Source organism: Curtobacterium sp. MCLR17_044, from assembly GCF_003234435.1.
Taxonomy (GTDB): Bacteria; Actinomycetota; Actinomycetes; order Actinomycetales; family Microbacteriaceae; genus Curtobacterium; species Curtobacterium flaccumfaciens.
Genome location: NZ_QKTC01000006.1, coordinates 43,956 through 60,612 on the forward strand (window position 1 = coordinate 43,956; position 16,657 = coordinate 60,612).

Here is a 16,657-nt window from a genome sequence, read left to right on the forward strand (position 1 = left end):
ACGGTCACGGAAGGACCACCCATGTCGAAGAGCATCGTGGGCGTCGACATCGGCGCCGCCGCGATCCGTGCTGTCGAGGTCCAGGACGCCGACAAGCCGAGACCGACGATCCTGCGGTTCGCCGAGGTGCCCGTGCCCCCGGGCGCGACGAAGCAGGGGGAGGTGCTCGAGCCCAACACGGTCGCGGGTGCGCTCCGACAGCTCTGGTCGCTCGGGCGCTTCCGCTCGAAGGACGTCGTGCTCGGCATGGGCAACCAGCGCGTGCTGTCGCGCGACCTGACGGTCCCGAAGGCCCCCATCGCGCAGATCCGCGAATCGTTGCCCTTCCAGGTGCAGGACATGCTCCCGGTGCCCGTGGGCGACGCCATCCTCGACTTCTACCCGACCAGCGAGGAGACGGGGGAGAACGGCCCCACCGTGAGCGGTCTCCTCGTCGCCGCCGTGAAGGACGCCGTGCTCGCCAACGTCCGCGCGGTCCAGAACGCCGGGCTCAAGCCGGTCGGTGTCGACCTCATCCCGTTCGCCCTGGCACGTGTCCTCGCGCCGGCGAACAGGCCGGGCACCGTGGCCATCGTCGAGTGTGGCGGCAACACGACGACCGTCGTCATCGTCACCGACGGCGTCCCGAAGTTCGTCCGCATCGTGCCGACCGGCGGCGATGACATCACGCGGCTCCTCGCCGGCCGGCTGACGATCGACGAGGGAGCGGCCGAAGCCGTCAAGCGCCACCTGGGCATGGATCCGGAGCGGGCGCGGACCGGCGACGACGCGCTCGCGGTCGCGGCAGTCCGCGAGACGATGGGCGAACTGCTCTCGAGTCTCCGCAACACCGTCAACTACTTCGTCAACACCCACCCTGCCGAGCCCGTGGGCGAGATCCTGCTCTGCGGCGCTGCAGCTGCGCTCCCCGGTTTCGCCGCAGCGCTCTCGGAGTTCACCCGGACGCCCGTCCGGTTCGGGGCGCCGTTCGCCAACGTCGCGCTCGCGAAGTCCATCCGGGTCGAGGACCTGCACGCGCACGGCGCATCGATCGCCGTGGCATGGGGACTCGCCGCGGGAGGGAAGGCAGCATGAGCCAGTCGACCAAGTCGAAGCCCTCGCGCTCTGGACGGAGTCGCCGCCGAGGAGCGGCGCCCGACCCCGCCCTGCGAGTCGCCGCCGAGACCGCGGAGCGCGTCAGGCGTCAGCGTCGGACCACCCCCAGCGAGATCGTCGTCGGGGGCCGCCCCAGCGTCGACCTCCTGCCCACCGAGGTCCTCGCCGACCGACGCAGCAGCCGTGTCGTCCGTCGGATGTGGGCGGGCGTCGTCCTCGTGGCGATCGTGGTCGGGATCGCGACCGCCGGAGCCAGCCTCCTGTCCAGCCAGGCCCACGACGACCTGACCCACGCGCAGGACGAGACCCTGTCACTCCTGCAGCAGCAGGCGAACTACCGCGAGGTCCGGGACACGGAGGCCGGTACCGCGCTGCGTGAAGCCGCGCAGTCGGTCGGCGGGGCCACGGAGATCGCCTGGCAGCCGTACCTCGCTTCGCTGAAGGCATCGCTCCCGGCGGGAGTCGAGATCACCGGCGTCGCGATCGACTCGGCCACGCCGCTGGAGGCCTACGCGCAGGCTGACACCCCGCTCCAGGGGCAGCGTGTCGCGACCCTGACCATCGACGCGCAGAGCCCGACGCTGCCGTCCGTTCCGTCATGGCTCGATGCCGTCAAGGGGCTCAAGGGCTTCGTCGACGCGACCGCGAACTCGGTCACGCTCGACCCGACGACGGGCACGTACACGGTGAACATGACGATCCACGTCGACCAGGCCGCCTTCGACGGCAAGTACCAGGACAAGGGCGAGTGAGATGACCCGCAACCGACTCAACATGCTCCTCGCCGTCGTGGCGATGGTCGTGGTGGCACTCGCCGGGTTCTTCCTCGGCGTGCAGCCACATCTCGCACAGGCCGCGAGCGACCGTACCGACCAGGTGTCGGTGGACGCGACGAACCGGACGACGGCGGCGGAACTCGGCCGGCTCAAGGACCGCGCGAAGTCCCTGCCGGCGATGAAGGCGGAACTCGCGGAGCTCACCACCTCGGTGCCGTCGAGTGCGAACATGTCCTCCTTCTACGGTGCAGTCGACGGCGTGGCAGCCCGGGCGGGCGTGAAGGTGTCCGCGATCACGACGTCCGACGCTGTGGCGTACACCGCCCCCGTCGCAGCCTCGACTGCCGCGGGCACCGAGGACTCGTCGGCCTCCGCGACGAACGAGGCGACGGACCGGGCGACGCCCGAGCCGACCGCCGCATCCACCGGCGCCGCGACGGCGCCGGTGACCGACCCGGCGATCTCGGCCGCGAACTTCTCGGCCATCCCCGTCTCCGTGTCGGTCGACGGGTCGTTCGACCAGGCCCTGTCCTTCGTCGGGGGCATGCAGGACGGCGCTCGACTCTTCCTGGTCACCACGGTGTCGTCCTCCATCTCGCAGGACTCGACCGACCCGGCCGCGGCGGCTGCGACGACGTGGACGTTCGGTGGCTACGTGTACGTCTTGACCGCCGACTCGGACACAGCTGCGAAGGGCTGACCCGACCCCCACGGACTGGGGTCGTCCGCGCCACGCCGACCCCACTTCCGCGACACCCGTCGTTGTGATTACGATGCACCAGACGCCGTGATCGCGGCTGCTCATCCCCTCTCGAACGGTCGGCTCGAACCGGCCGTTCCTCGTCGTGCCCGGAGTCGCGCGTGTTGGTCGGAATCGTGGAATTCCTCGGTTGGTTCGGCGCAGTAACCGTTCTAGCTGGTTACATCTTGTTCTCCACCGGCAAGATCCCGAACGGCCCGCTCTACCAGCTGTTCAACCTCGTCGGCGGGCTTGCGGTGGCCATCAACGTCGCCGCGCACCACGCCGTCCCCTCGACCATCGTCAACGGGATCTGGGCGATCGTCGCCGTCGTCGTCCTGGTGAAGATGGGCCGAGCGCGCCGCGCGGCGAAGCGCGACGGATCCGTGTCCACCGAGCCGCCGGTCCTGCATGCTGAACCGGCCGCGACCACCGGGGTCCTGCCGGTCATCGGTCCGGCGCTGCGTGACCACGAGCCGGAGGAGGCCGCTGGTGCGGACGGCACCACGGGCCTCCAGTCCGACGTCCCGACGGACGAGACGGACGAGACGGACGAGACGGCCGCGACGATGCCGGATTCCGCGCCCGCGCCCGCCCCCATGACGGAGACCGTCCCGATCATCACGGCGACGATCGCGCTCGCCCTGGTCGCCGCAGCGCAGGAGCAGTCCGACCGGGCGGACCGTCGCGAGCACGCGGACGACACGGACCACGCCGAACCCGCTCGCTGACCAGCCGGTCGACGATACGATCGGCGCATGTCCCGGTGGTTGATCGCGACGATGACGTCCGTCCTCTTCATCGCGCTCGTGATCGCCGTCACGGGCTTCGAAGCCCTGCTCGCCGACGTCGAGGTCATCTCGCAGCCCGACGCCACCCCGTACCTCGGGCCCGCGATGGTGGTCGGTGGCGCGGCCGTGGTCTTCCTCGCGACCGCGGCCGGCGTGCGCGACGGCAACCCCGGGGTCACCGCGCTGGTGGCCGCAGCGACGGTCTACCTGGTCATGCTCGGCGTCGGAGCCGTGGGCTACGCGCTCGTCCGTTCGGACGCGACGGAGCTCCTCGTCTTCCCCGCGGGGTACGCCCTCGGGCCGTTCGTGGTCGGGTCCGTCGTGGTGGCGCTCCTGTCGGTGCTCGGCGGGATCACGATGGCTCGCCACCAGGCACGGACCGATGGCGGCTCGGGCGCGGCCGGGACGGCACGTCTGGACGGGCCTGACGAGCGCTCCGGGCACAACCGGACGAACGCGGGCGAGGAACCCGCCGGACGGTAGTGTTCGCAGGGCACGACGCACACGCAACGGGGGAACGATGAGCGACCAGCACGCGCAGGATCCGGTCCAGCAGGGCGGCTGGGGTGCCGTCCCGCCGGTGGCCTCGATCCGTGGGACCGACGGAATGTCCGAGGCAGCGGCCCAGGGGTTCGGTCCGGGTCCCGGCGCAGGAGCCCCCGGATTCCCCGGGATGCCCGGGATGCCCGGGGTGCCCGGACCGGTGCCGCAGCGTCCTCGCCGGAAGCTCCGCCGCGGTCAGCTCATCGGCATCATCTCGGGCGGCACGGCGGTCGTCCTGCTGCTCGTCGCCGGTGTCGTCGGGTACTCGGTCGGTTCCTCTTCGCACTCAGCGGACCGCCCGGTGCGGGCGTTCCTCGACGACCTGACGGCCGGACGCGTGGCCGACGCCCTCGACGACGCGGGCATCGAACGCGAGAAGACCGACGTGCTGCTCGGCGAAGCCGCCTACGCGAAGGCGTCGGACAAGGTCACCGGCTACCGCGTCGCCGCGACGCGCACGGACGGCGACACCGCGACGGTCCGCGCGTACCTGCGCCAGGGCGGGCAGGACGTCGCTGCGACCTTCACGCTGGACAAGACCGGGACGGACTGGGGTGTGTTCCCGATCTGGGAGCTGCAGGCCCCCGAGCTCGGATCGGTCGCCGTCGCCGTGCGGGGGCCGTCCGGTGCGGCGGTCACCGTCGCCGGCCGGAACGTGGAGACCGCGAGGGACGGCACGGTGAGCCTCCGAGCACTGCCCGGCACGTACGACGTCGCCTTCGACGGCGGCAAGTGGACCACGGCCCGAGGGGGAACGGCGAGCGTCAGCGGGTTCGGGCGGTCGACCTCGAACCCGGTGCAGATGACCACGACCCTGACCGCCGCCGGGCAGCAGGCCGCCAAGCGGGCGGTGGACGACTGGGTGGACGGCTGCATCGCCTCCACCGACGCCGCCCCCGCCGGGTGCAGCTTCTACGCGTACGGGCAGAACCCCGCGTACACGTACTCGAACCAGAAGTGGACGCTCGAGACGCGGCCGACGGTCCGGGTCGGCAGCTGGACGACGAACGGCTGGTTGATCACGACGACGGCGCCCGGCCGGGCGAAGTACACGGCCGACATCTCGGGTGCTGCCGGCACCGGAACGGCCTCCGCGGGGCCGCTCAACGTGAACGCGAGCGGGTACGTCACGGGCTTCTCGAGCGACGGCGCCACGTTCCGCTCGGCAGTGGGCAACGGGTCGTCCGACACCGGCTCATGACGGTGTCGGTTCCCGGGGTGACCCGGATTGATTTCGTCCCGTTACGCGGGTAGTCTCTACCGGGTGTGCGCCCTCGGGCGCGCCCGAAAAGTCCGGCGAGCGGGATCGCCCAGCCGGACCACTCCGTCCCCCACTCGAACACCCGCCGTCCGGCGGTGCTCAGCGTGGGACGAGGAAGCCGGCGGAACGCGCCGGCCAGAGAGCACGAGCGAAGAACCAGGAGAACAGTTGCCTACTATTCAGCAGCTGGTTCGCAAGGGTCGTACGCCGAAGGTCACCAAGACCAAGGCGCCCGCCCTGAAGGCGAACCCCCAGCAGCGTGGTGTGTGCACCCGCGTCTACACCACCACCCCCAAGAAGCCGAACTCGGCACTGCGCAAGGTCGCTCGTGTCAAGCTCTCGAACGGCACCGAGGTCACGGCCTACATCCCCGGTGAGGGCCACAACCTCCAGGAGCACTCGATGGTGCTCGTCCGCGGCGGTCGTGTGAAGGACCTCCCGGGTGTGCGGTACAAGATCATCCGTGGCGCCCTGGACACCCAGGCAGTCAAGAACCGTAAGCAGGCTCGTAGCCGCTACGGCGCGAAGAAGGGTTGAGTTAGATGCCTCGTAAGGGTCCCGCCCCCAAGCGTCCCGTCGTCGCCGACCCGGTCTACGGTGCGCCGATCGTCAGCCAGCTCGTCAACAAGATCCTGCTCGACGGCAAGAAGGGCCTCGCCGAGCGCATCGTCTACGGTGCACTCGAGGGCGTTTCCGCCAAGAACCAGCAGGACGCCGTCGTGACGCTGAAGAAGGCGCTCGACAACGTCCGTCCGACCCTCGAGGTCCGTAGCCGCCGCGTCGGTGGCTCGACCTACCAGGTCCCGGTCGAGGTCAAGCCGCACCGCGCGAACACCCTCGCGCTCCGTTGGCTCACCTCGTACGCCAAGGCCCGTCGCGAGAAGACGATGACCGAGCGTCTCATGAACGAGATCCTCGACGCGTCGAACGGTCTCGGTGCCGCGGTCAAGCGCCGCGAGGACACGCACAAGATGGCCGAGTCGAACAAGGCCTTCGCCCACTACCGCTGGTAGTCCCGGCACCGTCCGGGCGCCGGTGGCCAAGAACCCCGGCGCCCGGACGGCCGCCAACCTCTCCTACAACTCTTCCGGAGGAACCCTGTGGCACAGGACGTGCTCACCGACCTGAACAAGGTCCGCAACATCGGCATCATGGCGCACATCGATGCCGGCAAGACCACGACGACCGAGCGCATCCTGTTCTACACGGGCATCACGCACAAGATCGGTGAGGTCCACGACGGCGCTGCCACGATGGACTGGATGGCGCAGGAGCAGGAGCGCGGCATCACGATCACGTCGGCCGCGACGACCTGCTTCTGGGACAACAACCAGATCAACATCATCGACACCCCCGGTCACGTGGACTTCACGGTCGAGGTGGAGCGTTCGCTCCGCGTCCTCGACGGTGCGGTCGCCGTCTTCGATGGCAAGGAGGGCGTCGAGCCCCAGTCCGAGACCGTCTGGCGTCAGGCCGACAAGTACGACGTCCCGCGTATCTGCTTCGTCAACAAGATGGACAAGCTGGGCGCCGACTTCTACTACACCGTCGACACCATCGTGAACCGCCTCGGCGCGGAGCCCCTCGTGCTCCAGCTGCCGATCGGTTCCGAGAGCTCGTTCGAAGGCGTCGTCGACCTCGTCCAGATGCGTGCACTCACCTGGCGCGGCGACGCCAAGGGTGACGTCGCGATGGGCGCGAAGTACGAGATCGAAGAGATCCCGGCCGACCTGCAGGACCGCGCCGCCGAGTACCGCGAGAAGCTCATCGAGCGCGTGGCCGAAGCGGACGACGTCCTCATGGAGCGCTACCTCGAGGGCGACACCGACTTCTCGGTCGCCGAGATCAAGGCAGCCATCCGTGCCCTCACGGTGAGCAGCACGCTCTACCCGGTCCTCTGCGGTTCCGCGTTCAAGAACCGTGGTGTCCAGCCGATGCTCGACGCCGTCATCGACTACCTCCCGTCCCCGCTCGACGTGCCGCCGATGATCGGCCACGACGTCAAGGACGAGGAGAAGGAGATCATCCGCAAGCCCGACGCGTCGGAGCCGTTCTCGGCCCTCGCGTTCAAGGTCGCGGTGCACCCGTTCTTCGGTCGTCTGACCTACGTGCGCGTCTACTCCGGCTCGATCGAGTCCGGTGCCCAGGTCATCAACTCGACCAAGGGCAAGAAGGAGCGCATCGGCAAGATCTTCCAGATGCACTCCAACAAGGAGAACCCGGTCGCCAATGTGACCGCTGGCCACATCTACGCGGTCATCGGCCTCAAGGACACCACCACCGGTGACACCCTGTGCGACCCGACCAACCAGGTCGTCCTCGAGTCGATGACGTTCCCGGAGCCGGTCATCGAGGTCGCCATCGAGCCGAACACGAAGGCCGACCAGGAGAAGCTCTCCACGGCCATCCAGAAGCTCGCCGAAGAGGACCCGACTTTCCGCGTCGAGCTCAACGCCGAGACCGGTCAGACGACGATCAAGGGCATGGGCGAGCTCCACCTCGACATCCTCGTCGACCGCATGAAGCGTGAGTTCCACGTCGAGGCGAGCGTCGGCAAGCCCCAGGTGGCCTACCGCGAGACGCTCACCAAGATCGTCGAGCGCTACGACTACACCCACAAGAAGCAGACCGGTGGTTCCGGCCAGTTCGCGAAGGTGCAGATCGCGCTCGAGCCGATGGAGGTCACGAGCGAGAAGGTCTACGAGTTCGTCAACGCGACCTCCGGTGGCCGTGTCCCGCGCGAGTACATCCCGTCGGTCGACGCCGGTATCCAGGACGCCATGCAGGTCGGCATCCTCGCGGGCTACCCGACGGTCGGCGTGAAGGCCATCCTCAAGGACGGCGCGGCGCACGACGTCGACTCGTCCGAGATGGCGTTCAAGATCGCCGGTTCGATCGCCTACAAGGAAGCGGCTCGCAAGGCCGGTCCGGCGATCCTCGAGCCGATCATGGCCGTCGAGGTCCGTACTCCTGAGGAGTACATGGGCGACGTCATCGGTGACCTGAACTCCCGTCGTGGCCAGATCGCCTCGATGGAGGACGCCTCGGGCGTCAAGGTGGTCCGCGCGAGCGTGCCGCTGTCCGAGATGTTCGGCTACGTCGGCGACCTGCGGTCGAAGACCTCTGGTCGTGCGGTCTACTCGATGACCTTCGAGACCTACAGCCAGGTCCCGGCCAAGGTCGCCGAGGAGATCATCGCGAAGAACGCGGGGGAGTAGCGCTCAGCGCTTCTCCACAGGCGGGGGCGCCCGGCGACGGGCCCCTCGCCACCAAGTAAAGTACAGACACACACCGCGCACCAACGGTCCCGAGCCCATCCAGGGCCGGCCGGGGGTGACGCTTCCGAGTCCTGAGGAGGACCCACAGTGGCCAAGGCCAAGTTCGAGCGCACCAAGCCGCACGTCAACATCGGAACCATCGGTCACGTCGACCACGGCAAGACCACGCTCACGGCGGCGATCACCAAGGTTCTGCACGACCAGTACCCGGACCTCAACGAGGCCCGCGACTTCGCGCAGATCGACAACGCTCCCGAGGAGCGCCAGCGCGGCATCACGATCAACATCTCGCACGTCGAGTACCAGACCGAGAAGCGTCACTACGCGCACGTCGACGCCCCCGGTCACGCCGACTACGTGAAGAACATGATCACGGGTGCGGCACAGATGGACGGCGCGATCCTCGTGGTCGCCGCCACCGACGGCCCGATGCCCCAGACGCGCGAGCACGTCCTGCTCGCCCGCCAGGTCGGCGTTCCCTACATCGTCGTCGCACTGAACAAGTCCGACATGGTGGACGACGAGGAGATCCTGGAGCTCGTCGAGCTCGAGGTCCGCGAGCTCCTCGGCTCGCAGCAGTTCGACGAGGACGCCCCCGTCGTGCAGGTCTCGGCGCTCAAGGCGCTCGAGGGCGACGAGAAGTGGGTCAAGTCGGTCCAGGACCTCATGGCCCAGGTCGACGAGCACGTGCCGGACCCGGTGCGCGCCACCGACCAGCCGTTCCTGATGCCGATCGAGGACGTCTTCACGATCACCGGTCGTGGCACGGTCGTCACCGGTCGCGTCGAGCGTGGCACGCTCAACCTGAACGCCGAGGTCGAGATCGTCGGCATCCGCGCGACGCAGAAGACCACGGTCACGGGCATCGAGATGTTCCGCAAGCTGCTCGACCAGGCGGTCGCCGGTGACAACACCGGTCTGCTCATCCGTGGCCTCAAGCGCGAGGACGTGGAGCGCGGCCAGGTCGTCGTGAAGCCGGGTTCGGTCACGCCGCACACCGAGTTCCAGGCGAACGCGTACATCCTGACCAAGGACGAGGGTGGGCGTCACAACCCGTTCTACGCGAACTACCGCCCGCAGTTCTACTTCCGCACCACGGACGTCACCGGCGTCATCACGCTGCCCGAGGGCACCGAGATGGTCATGCCCGGCGACACCGTCGCCATGACGGTCGAGCTGATCCAGCCGATCGCCATGGAAGAGGGCCTCCGTTTCGCCATCCGTGAGGGTGGTCGTACGGTCGGTGCCGGTACGGTCGAGAAGATCATCAAGTAACTCCGGTTCCTTGCGACAGCGGGGTCGGGCCTTCGGGCCCGGCCCCGCTTCGTCGTACGCGGCCACTGGCGGGCCGTACAGAGCGCCGGACAGGAGGCCCGGGGCGGCGCCCGCCACGGGCCTCCTGTCCGCCCCGTGACCCGTCACAGGCGTCACGGAGTTGGCTCGACCGCGTGACCCGCCTCCGCAGATCCGCGACCTCCGGTCGCGGCTACCACCGCGTCCGTTCCGGACGCGGTTTCTCGTTCCGCGACCCCGACGGCAACACCGTGACGGACCCGGACGAGCGCCGTCGACTCGAGGAGTTCGTGATCCCGCCGGCGTGGGACGACGTCTGGATCTCCCCGTACGAGAACGGCCACATCCTGGCGACGGGCACGGACGGTGCAGGGCGCCGCCAGTACATGTACCACCCGTCCTGGCGCGAACGGATGGACCGGATCAAGTACGACCGGGCGCTGGCACTGGCCGAGTCGTTGCCGGTCGCCCGCCGCGGTGTCACGCAGGACCTCCGTCGCCCCGAGCCGGACCGCCGCCGTGCGCTGGCCGCAGCGTTCCGCATGCTCGACCAGGGGTCCCTCCGGGTCGGGTCGGAGCGGTACGCCACCGAGCACGGCAGTCGTGGGCTGTCCACGCTGCTGTGCGCGCACGCCCACGTGTCGGGCGACGACATCGAGCTCGACTTCCCCGGCAAGAGCGGGCAGGAGTGGTCGTCGTCGATCCACGACCACGACCTGGCGCGGGTCATCGCCGGCATGAAGCGTCGCGGCCCCAACGCGCGGTTGCTCTCGTTCCGCGAGCGTCGCGGTGCGGAGTGGGAGCCGCTCTCCGCCGAGGACATCAACGCGTACGTCAAGGAACGTGCGGGCGACGAGTTCACCGCGAAGGACTTCCGGACCCTGCACGGGACGGTCGCGGCCGCGGTCGACCTGGCGAAGACCGGACCGCAGTCGTCCCAGGCCAAGCGGAAGAAGGCCGTCTCGCACGCGGTGAAGGCCGCCAGCGACGAGCTCGGCAACACCCCGACGGTGTGCCGGCAGAGCTACATCGACCCCCGGTTGCTCGACGCGTACGACCACGGGGAGACCATCGATCCGAACCGCCTGGCGTCCGCCGAGGCCGAGGTCCGGGCGCTGCTCTACCGACAATGACCCGGGGGCCGTCCGGATGACGTAGCGTTGGTCGACGTGCCGGACCACCCCCACACGGCACGGAAGGACCCACAACAGTCGTGACCGACGAGTGCATCCACGGATTCCCCACCGAGCTCTGCGACATCTGCGCACCCCGGCAGCGCGAGGCGTCGGAGATCCCAGCCACCCCGGCACCCCGCCGGACCCGCATCACCACCAACCTGCGCGTCGACCCGCCGGCCTCCGGGCCCGGGACGTCGCTCCGGTCGCCGACGTCGCTCCGTTCGTCGTCCGCCGACCTGCCCGAAGCACGTGAGTTCGCAGCGCTCCGCGCCCACCACGTCACCCACATCGACAACCTCGACGGCATCGTCGGCGCCGGCGCGATCCTGGCGTCCGACCAGGCCGAGCCGGTCGTGGACGTCAGTTCCGCCGACACCCGCGCTGCCCGCGCCGAGGCCGAGGCGCCCGACGGCTCCTCGATCGCCGGCCACGTGCCGTTCACGCTGTCGCCCGACGCCACCCGTTGGGACGAGCTCCGTACGGGCGCCGAGGGCGAGCGCTGGTCGGACGCCGCCCGCCGCACCCGGGCGATCGACTACGTCGTGCTCGTCGTGCCGGTCTCCGCGTTCGGTGCCTCGGTGATCGTCGCCGACCAGGACGCCGACGCCGACGACGTCCGGTTCGCCGTCGGTCCCGACGCCGGCACGAACCTGATCCGTCGCACCGACTTCACGGACCCGGAGATGCACGGCCTCGAGCTGCTCGCCGGACCGAGCGTGCCGTTCACGTCGGTCGCGGTCATCGGCGTGCCGAACGACAAAGCCCGGCAGACCGTCCGCGCCGTGCTCGCTGACCACGGTGGACACGCTCCGCGAGTGGCCGTGTTCCCGCCGTGGTTCGTGCCCCCGGTGACCGCCGAGTGACGGTCTCCTGACCCGTGTCGACGCACCCTCCGGACCCCGTCCGGAGGGTGCTCCGCGTTGCGGGGCCGAGCCGGGCCTCCAGGCCGTCCGATCCGCGTGGATCCGGGCAAGCGAGCCGGCGGGACACGCCCGGCAATTCGCGACACGCCCGGGTTGCACGTGGGCCAGGGCTATGCGAGACTTGTCCGGTTCCGAATTCCCCGTGGGTGTACGCCCACAGGATCACTGCTCTGGCAGTGCACAACCCCCTTGTTCAGCAGGGCTGGGTTGGGCCGCAGGCAGCAGAACACGACTCCCCGAAGGGTGACGGACGCGGTGTACCACTGCTGCGCCCGGAGCACGAGGCAGTCGATTGCCCACGCTGGACGGCCACGGTCGCCCGCGAGGTTGACAGGTGAACAGCGGTCATCCCCAGTGGATGCGGCCGGTTGGTTCAGGAAAACAGCACGGTCCGCAGGAATGCGGAACCGAGCGGCGTCAGGCGGCCAGAGGGTGCGCGGCGCAGAGAGGACAAGAGACACATGGCGGGACAGAAGATCCGCATCCGGCTCAAGTCGTATGACCACGAGGTCATCGACACGTCGGCCCGGAAGATCGTCGACACGGTGACCCGTGCCGGTGCAACCGTGGTCGGCCCGGTGCCGCTCCCCACCGAGAAGAACGTGATCGCAGTGATCCGTTCCCCTCACAAGTACAAGGACTCGCGCGAGCACTTCGAGAAGCGCACGCACAAGCGGGTCATCGACATCGTCGACCCGACGCCGAAGGCCGTTGACTCGCTCATGCGACTCGACCTGCCGGCAGACGTCAACATCGAGATCAAGCTGTAAGGGGGCTGACCAATGGCGAACTCAACCAAGACCGTCAAGGGCCTCCTCGGCAAGAAGCTCGGGATGACCCAGGTGTGGGACGAGAACAACAAGTTCATCCCCGTCACCGTGATCGAGGTCGGCCCGAACGTGGTCACCCAGATCCGCAACGCTGAGCGCGACGGCTACGAGGCGATCCAGATCGCCGCCGGCGCCATCGACCCGCGCAAGGTCAACAAGCCGGCCGCTGGCCACTTCGAGGCCGCTGGCGTGACCCCGCGTCGCACCCTCACCGAGATCCGTACCAACGACTCCGCTGAGTACACGCTCGGCCAGGAGCTCACCGTGGACGGCACGTTCACGGCGGGCCAGAAGGTCGACGTCGTCGGTACCTCCAAGGGCAAGGGCTTCGCCGGTGTCATGAAGCGCCACGGCTTCCACGGCGTCGGCGCCTCGCACGGTGCGCACCGCAACCACCGCAAGCCCGGCTCGATCGGTGCTTCCTCGACCCCGTCGCGCGTCTTCAAGGGCATGCGCATGGCTGGTCGTATGGGTGGCGACCGCGTGACCGTCCTCAACCTCACGGTGCACGCCGTCGACGCCGAGAAGGGTCTGCTGCTCGTCAAGGGCGCCGTCCCCGGTGCTCGTGGCCGCTCCGTCTTCGTCCGCACCGCCGTGAAGGGTAAGTGATCATGGCCACCACGACCGCAACCACGATCGACGTCCTCGACGCATCGGGTGCCAAGTCCGGCACCGTCGAGCTCCCCGCAGCTCTCTTCGACGTCGAGACCAACGTCCCGCTGATCCACCAGGTCGTCACCGCGCAGCTCGCAGCCGCGCGTCAGGGCACCCACAAGACCAAGAACCGTGGCGAAGTCCGCGGTGCCGGTCGCAAGCCGTTCAAGCAGAAGGGCACCGGCCGCGCCCGTCAGGGTTCCGTCCGTGCTCCGGAGCACACCGGCGGTGGCGTCGTCCACGGGCCGACCCCGCGCGACTACTCGCAGCGCACCCCGAAGAAGATGATCGCCGCTGCTCTGCTCGGCTCGCTCTCGGACCGCGCCCGCGGTGGCCGCATCTCCGCTGTGGAGGGCTTCGTCGCGGCTGAACTGCCGTCGACCAAGACCGCCCGCACGCTCCTCGAGAAGGTCGCGCCCGTCAAGAACGTGCTCGTCGTGCTCGAGACGGACGACGAGCTGACGCTCAAGTCGATCCGCAACCTGTCGAACGTCCACGCGCTCTCGTACGGCCAGCTCAACGCCTACGACGTGCTGCGCTCGGACGCCGTCGTCTTCAGCAAGAGCGCCCTCGACGCCTTCATCGCGTCGAAGACCGCGAAGGAGATCACCGCATGAGCGGCTTCAACAAGGACCCGCGCGACGTCATCATCTCGCCGGTCGTCTCGGAGAAGAGCTACGCGCTCATCGACCAGGGCAAGTACACGTTCATCGTGGACCCCCGCTCGAACAAGACCGAGATCAAGCTCGCCATCGAGAAGATCTTCGACGTCAAGGTCGCGAGCATCAACACGCTGAACCGCCCGGGCAAGACCCGTCGCACCAAGTTCGGTCTCGGCAAGCGCAAGGACACCAAGCGCGCCATCGTGACGCTCAAGTCCGGTTCGATCGACATCTTCACGGCTGTCGGCTGAGGACCAGAGGGATAAATCATGGCTATTCGTAACTACAAGCCGACGACCCCCGGTCGTCGCGGTTCGTCGGTCGCCGACTTCGCTGAGATCACCCGTTCGACTCCGGAGAAGTCACTGCTTCGTCCGCTGCCGAAGACCGGTGGTCGCAACAGCTCCGGCCGTATCACCACGCGTCACATCGGTGGTGGCCACAAGCGCCAGTACCGCGTGATCGACTTCCGTCGCTCCGACAAGGACGGCGTCGACGCCAAGGTCGCTCACATCGAGTACGACCCCAACCGCACTGCGCGCATCGCGCTCCTGCACTACGTGGACGGCACGAAGCGGTACATCATCGCGCCGAACAAGCTGAAGCAGGGCGACGTCATCGAGCAGGGCCCCGGCGCCGACATCAAGCCCGGCAACAACCTGCCGCTGCGCAACATCCCCGTGGGTACCGTCGTGCACGCCATCGAGCTCCGCCCCGGTGGCGGCGCCAAGATGGCTCGCTCCGCCGGCGCCTCGGTGCGTCTCGTCGCCAAGGACGGCCCCTACGCGCAGCTCCGTCTGCCGTCGGGCGAGGTCCGCAACGTCGACGCACGCTGCCGCGCCACCATCGGCGAGGTCGGCAACGCCGAGCAGTCGAACATCAACTGGGGCAAGGCCGGCCGCATGCGCTGGAAGGGCGTCCGCCCGACCGTCCGTGGTGTCGCCATGAACCCGGTCGACCACCCGCACGGTGGTGGTGAGGGCAAGACGTCCGGTGGTCGTCACCCGGTCAGCCCCTGGGGCCAGTCCGAGGGCCGTACGCGCAAGCCGAACAAGCCGAGCGACAAGCTCATCGTCCGTCGCCGTAACGCCGGCAAGAAGCGCAAGTAGGAGTTCAGAAGATGCCACGCAGTCTGAAGAAGGGCCCCTTCGTCGACGAGCACCTGCTCCGCAAGGTCGTCACGCAGAACGAGGCCAACACCAAGAACGTGATCCGTACGTGGTCGCGTCGGTCGATGATCGTCCCGAACATGCTCGGGCACACGATCGCCGTCCACGACGGCCGCAAGCACATCCCGGTGTTCGTCACCGAGTCGATGGTCGGTCACAAGCTCGGCGAGTTCGCGCCGACCCGCACCTTCCGTGGTCACGTGAAGGACGACAAGAAGGGCCGTCGCCGCTGAGGCGGCGACGCAGAGGAGGAACGAAATGGTGGAGTCGATCGCACGCGTGCGACACATCCGCGTCACGCCTCAGAAGGCCCGTCGCGTCATCGAGCTGATCCGCGGCAAGCAGGCCCACGAGGCCCTCGCCATCCTGAAGTTCGCCCCCCAGGGCGCTTCGGAGCCCGTGTACAAGCTGGTCGCCTCGGCGATCGCGAACGCACGGGTCAAGGCGGACTCGACGAACAGCTTCCTCGACGAGCGCGACCTCTACGTGAGCCGCGTCTTCGTCGACGAGGGCACGACCCTGAAGCGGTTCCAGCCGCGCGCCCAGGGCCGCGCCTTCCGCATCAACAAGCGCACCAGCCACATCACGGTCGTCCTCGCGACGCCCGACGAGGCCGAGGTTGCCGCGACGAGCAAGAAGGCGAGCAAGTAATGGGCCAGAAGGTCAACCCGTACGGCTTCCGTCTCGGGATCACGACGGACCACGTCTCGCACTGGTTCACCGACAGCAAGAAGGCCGGTCAGCGTTACGCCGACTACGTGGCCGAGGACATCAAGGTGCGCGAGTACCTGAAGAAGACCCTCGACCGCGCCGGCGTCGCACGCATCGAGCTCGAGCGCACCCGTGACCGTGTCCGCGTGGACATCCACACGGCTCGTCCGGGCATCGTCATCGGCCGCCGCGGCGCCGAGGCGGAGCGCGTTCGCGGTGAGCTCGAGAAGCTCACCAAGAAGCAGATCCAGCTGAACATCCTCGAGGTCAAGAACCCCGAGACCGAGGCCCAGCTCGTCGCGCAGGGCATCGCCGAGCAGCTCTCCGCTCGTGTCGCGTTCCGTCGCGCCATGCGCAAGGGCCTGCAGGGTGCACAGCGCGCCGGCGCCAAGGGTGTCCGCATCCAGGTGTCGGGTCGTCTCGGCGGCGCCGAGATGTCGCGTTCGGAGTTCTACCGCGAAGGCCGTGTGCCGCTGCACACCCTCCGCGCGAACATCGACTACGGCTTCTACGAGGCCCGGACCACGTTCGGCCGCATCGGCGTGAAGGTCTGGATCTACAAGGGCGACATCACGAACAAGGAGCTCGCTCGCGAGCAGGCGAACCAGCGTTCGTCGCGCCCGGAGCGTCGTGGCGGCCCGCGCGGTGAGCGTGGCGACCGTGGCGGCGACCGTCGTGGCGGCGACCGCGGTGACCGTCGTCCGCAGCAGGCCCCGCAGGACGCGCCGGCCGGCGCAGGAGTTGAGGCGTAACC

Annotated in this window: 20 protein-coding genes; all 20 read left to right on the forward strand. The window is 68.7% G+C overall.

Annotated features, from left to right (window positions below; genetic code table 11):
• The first annotated feature begins 21 nt into the window (after positions 1 to 21).
• The 20 genes from pilM to rpsC all read left to right on the forward strand — a co-directional run bounded on the left by pilM (position 22) and on the right by rpsC (position 16,655).
• Positions 22 to 1,074, forward strand: coding sequence for a type IV pilus assembly protein PilM (gene pilM / locus DEJ04_RS05390; protein WP_111046462.1), 1,053 nt, complete (start codon positions 22 to 24; stop codon positions 1,072 to 1,074).
• Complete coding sequence (locus DEJ04_RS05395) at positions 1,071 to 1,847, forward strand: hypothetical protein (protein ID WP_111046463.1); 777 nt, start codon at positions 1,071 to 1,073, stop codon at positions 1,845 to 1,847. The genes pilM and DEJ04_RS05395 overlap by 4 nt, the downstream gene beginning before the upstream one ends.
• Position 1,848: 1 nt before the next feature.
• On the forward strand, positions 1,849 to 2,571 hold the full coding sequence (locus DEJ04_RS05400) for a hypothetical protein (RefSeq protein ID WP_111046464.1): 723 nt from the start codon (positions 1,849 to 1,851) through the stop codon (positions 2,569 to 2,571).
• 227 nt (positions 2,572 to 2,798) lie between these two features.
• A complete protein-coding gene (locus DEJ04_RS05405) occupies positions 2,799 to 3,341 on the forward strand; it encodes a hypothetical protein (protein ID WP_111046465.1) in 543 nt (180 codons plus the stop codon).
• Positions 3,342 to 3,368: 27 nt separating this feature from the next.
• Complete coding sequence (locus DEJ04_RS05410; protein ID WP_111046466.1) at positions 3,369 to 3,884, forward strand: DUF6121 family protein; 516 nt, start codon at positions 3,369 to 3,371, stop codon at positions 3,882 to 3,884.
• Between the two features lie 37 nt (positions 3,885 to 3,921).
• A complete protein-coding gene (locus DEJ04_RS05415) occupies positions 3,922 to 5,145 on the forward strand; it encodes a hypothetical protein (protein ID WP_111046467.1) in 1,224 nt (407 codons plus the stop codon).
• Between the two features lie 228 nt (positions 5,146 to 5,373).
• On the forward strand, positions 5,374 to 5,742 hold the full coding sequence (gene rpsL, locus DEJ04_RS05420; protein WP_017885540.1) for a 30S ribosomal protein S12: 369 nt from the start codon (positions 5,374 to 5,376) through the stop codon (positions 5,740 to 5,742).
• Between the two features lie 5 nt (positions 5,743 to 5,747).
• On the forward strand, positions 5,748 to 6,218 hold the full coding sequence (rpsG, locus tag DEJ04_RS05425; RefSeq protein ID WP_017885539.1) for a 30S ribosomal protein S7: 471 nt from the start codon (positions 5,748 to 5,750) through the stop codon (positions 6,216 to 6,218).
• 87 nt (positions 6,219 to 6,305) lie between these two features.
• Complete coding sequence (fusA, locus tag DEJ04_RS05430) at positions 6,306 to 8,423, forward strand: elongation factor G (RefSeq protein ID WP_027466735.1); 2,118 nt, start codon at positions 6,306 to 6,308, stop codon at positions 8,421 to 8,423.
• A gap of 147 nt (positions 8,424 to 8,570) precedes the next feature.
• Positions 8,571 to 9,758 carry an elongation factor Tu gene (gene tuf / locus DEJ04_RS05435; protein ID WP_027466734.1) on the forward strand — a complete coding sequence of 396 codons (1,188 nt, stop codon included), beginning with the start codon at positions 8,571 to 8,573 and terminating at the stop codon, positions 9,756 to 9,758.
• Positions 9,759 to 9,931: 173 nt separating this feature from the next.
• Positions 9,932 to 10,909: a DNA topoisomerase IB gene (locus DEJ04_RS05440; protein ID WP_027466733.1), complete on the forward strand. Its 978-nt coding sequence runs from the start codon at positions 9,932 to 9,934 to the stop codon at positions 10,907 to 10,909.
• 80 nt (positions 10,910 to 10,989) lie between these two features.
• Positions 10,990 to 11,817 carry a DarT ssDNA thymidine ADP-ribosyltransferase family protein gene (locus DEJ04_RS05445; RefSeq protein ID WP_084741336.1) on the forward strand — a complete coding sequence of 276 codons (828 nt, stop codon included), beginning with the start codon at positions 10,990 to 10,992 and terminating at the stop codon, positions 11,815 to 11,817.
• 521 nt (positions 11,818 to 12,338) lie between these two features.
• Positions 12,339 to 12,647 carry a 30S ribosomal protein S10 gene (rpsJ, locus tag DEJ04_RS05450; protein ID WP_017885534.1) on the forward strand — a complete coding sequence of 103 codons (309 nt, stop codon included), beginning with the start codon at positions 12,339 to 12,341 and terminating at the stop codon, positions 12,645 to 12,647.
• Positions 12,648 to 12,659: 12 nt separating this feature from the next.
• A complete protein-coding gene (gene rplC, locus DEJ04_RS05455; RefSeq protein ID WP_027466731.1) occupies positions 12,660 to 13,316 on the forward strand; it encodes a 50S ribosomal protein L3 in 657 nt (218 codons plus the stop codon).
• 2 nt (positions 13,317 to 13,318) lie between these two features.
• Positions 13,319 to 13,978, forward strand: a complete 660-nt coding sequence (gene rplD, locus DEJ04_RS05460; RefSeq protein WP_027466730.1) for a 50S ribosomal protein L4 — start codon at positions 13,319 to 13,321, stop codon at positions 13,976 to 13,978.
• Positions 13,975 to 14,274: a 50S ribosomal protein L23 gene (gene rplW, locus DEJ04_RS05465; protein ID WP_027466729.1), complete on the forward strand. Its 300-nt coding sequence runs from the start codon at positions 13,975 to 13,977 to the stop codon at positions 14,272 to 14,274. Before rplD ends, rplW begins: the two co-directional genes overlap by 4 nt.
• An 18-nt stretch (positions 14,275 to 14,292) precedes the next feature.
• Positions 14,293 to 15,132: a 50S ribosomal protein L2 gene (gene rplB, locus DEJ04_RS05470; RefSeq protein ID WP_027466728.1), complete on the forward strand. Its 840-nt coding sequence runs from the start codon at positions 14,293 to 14,295 to the stop codon at positions 15,130 to 15,132.
• A gap of 11 nt (positions 15,133 to 15,143) precedes the next feature.
• Positions 15,144 to 15,425, forward strand: a complete 282-nt coding sequence (gene rpsS / locus DEJ04_RS05475; RefSeq protein WP_017885529.1) for a 30S ribosomal protein S19 — start codon at positions 15,144 to 15,146, stop codon at positions 15,423 to 15,425.
• A gap of 25 nt (positions 15,426 to 15,450) precedes the next feature.
• Complete coding sequence (gene rplV, locus DEJ04_RS05480) at positions 15,451 to 15,843, forward strand: 50S ribosomal protein L22 (protein ID WP_035809257.1); 393 nt, start codon at positions 15,451 to 15,453, stop codon at positions 15,841 to 15,843.
• On the forward strand, positions 15,843 to 16,655 hold the full coding sequence (gene rpsC, locus DEJ04_RS05485) for a 30S ribosomal protein S3 (RefSeq protein WP_017885527.1): 813 nt from the start codon (positions 15,843 to 15,845) through the stop codon (positions 16,653 to 16,655). The genes rplV and rpsC overlap by 1 nt, the downstream gene beginning before the upstream one ends.
• Positions 16,656 to 16,657 lie beyond the last annotated feature (2 nt).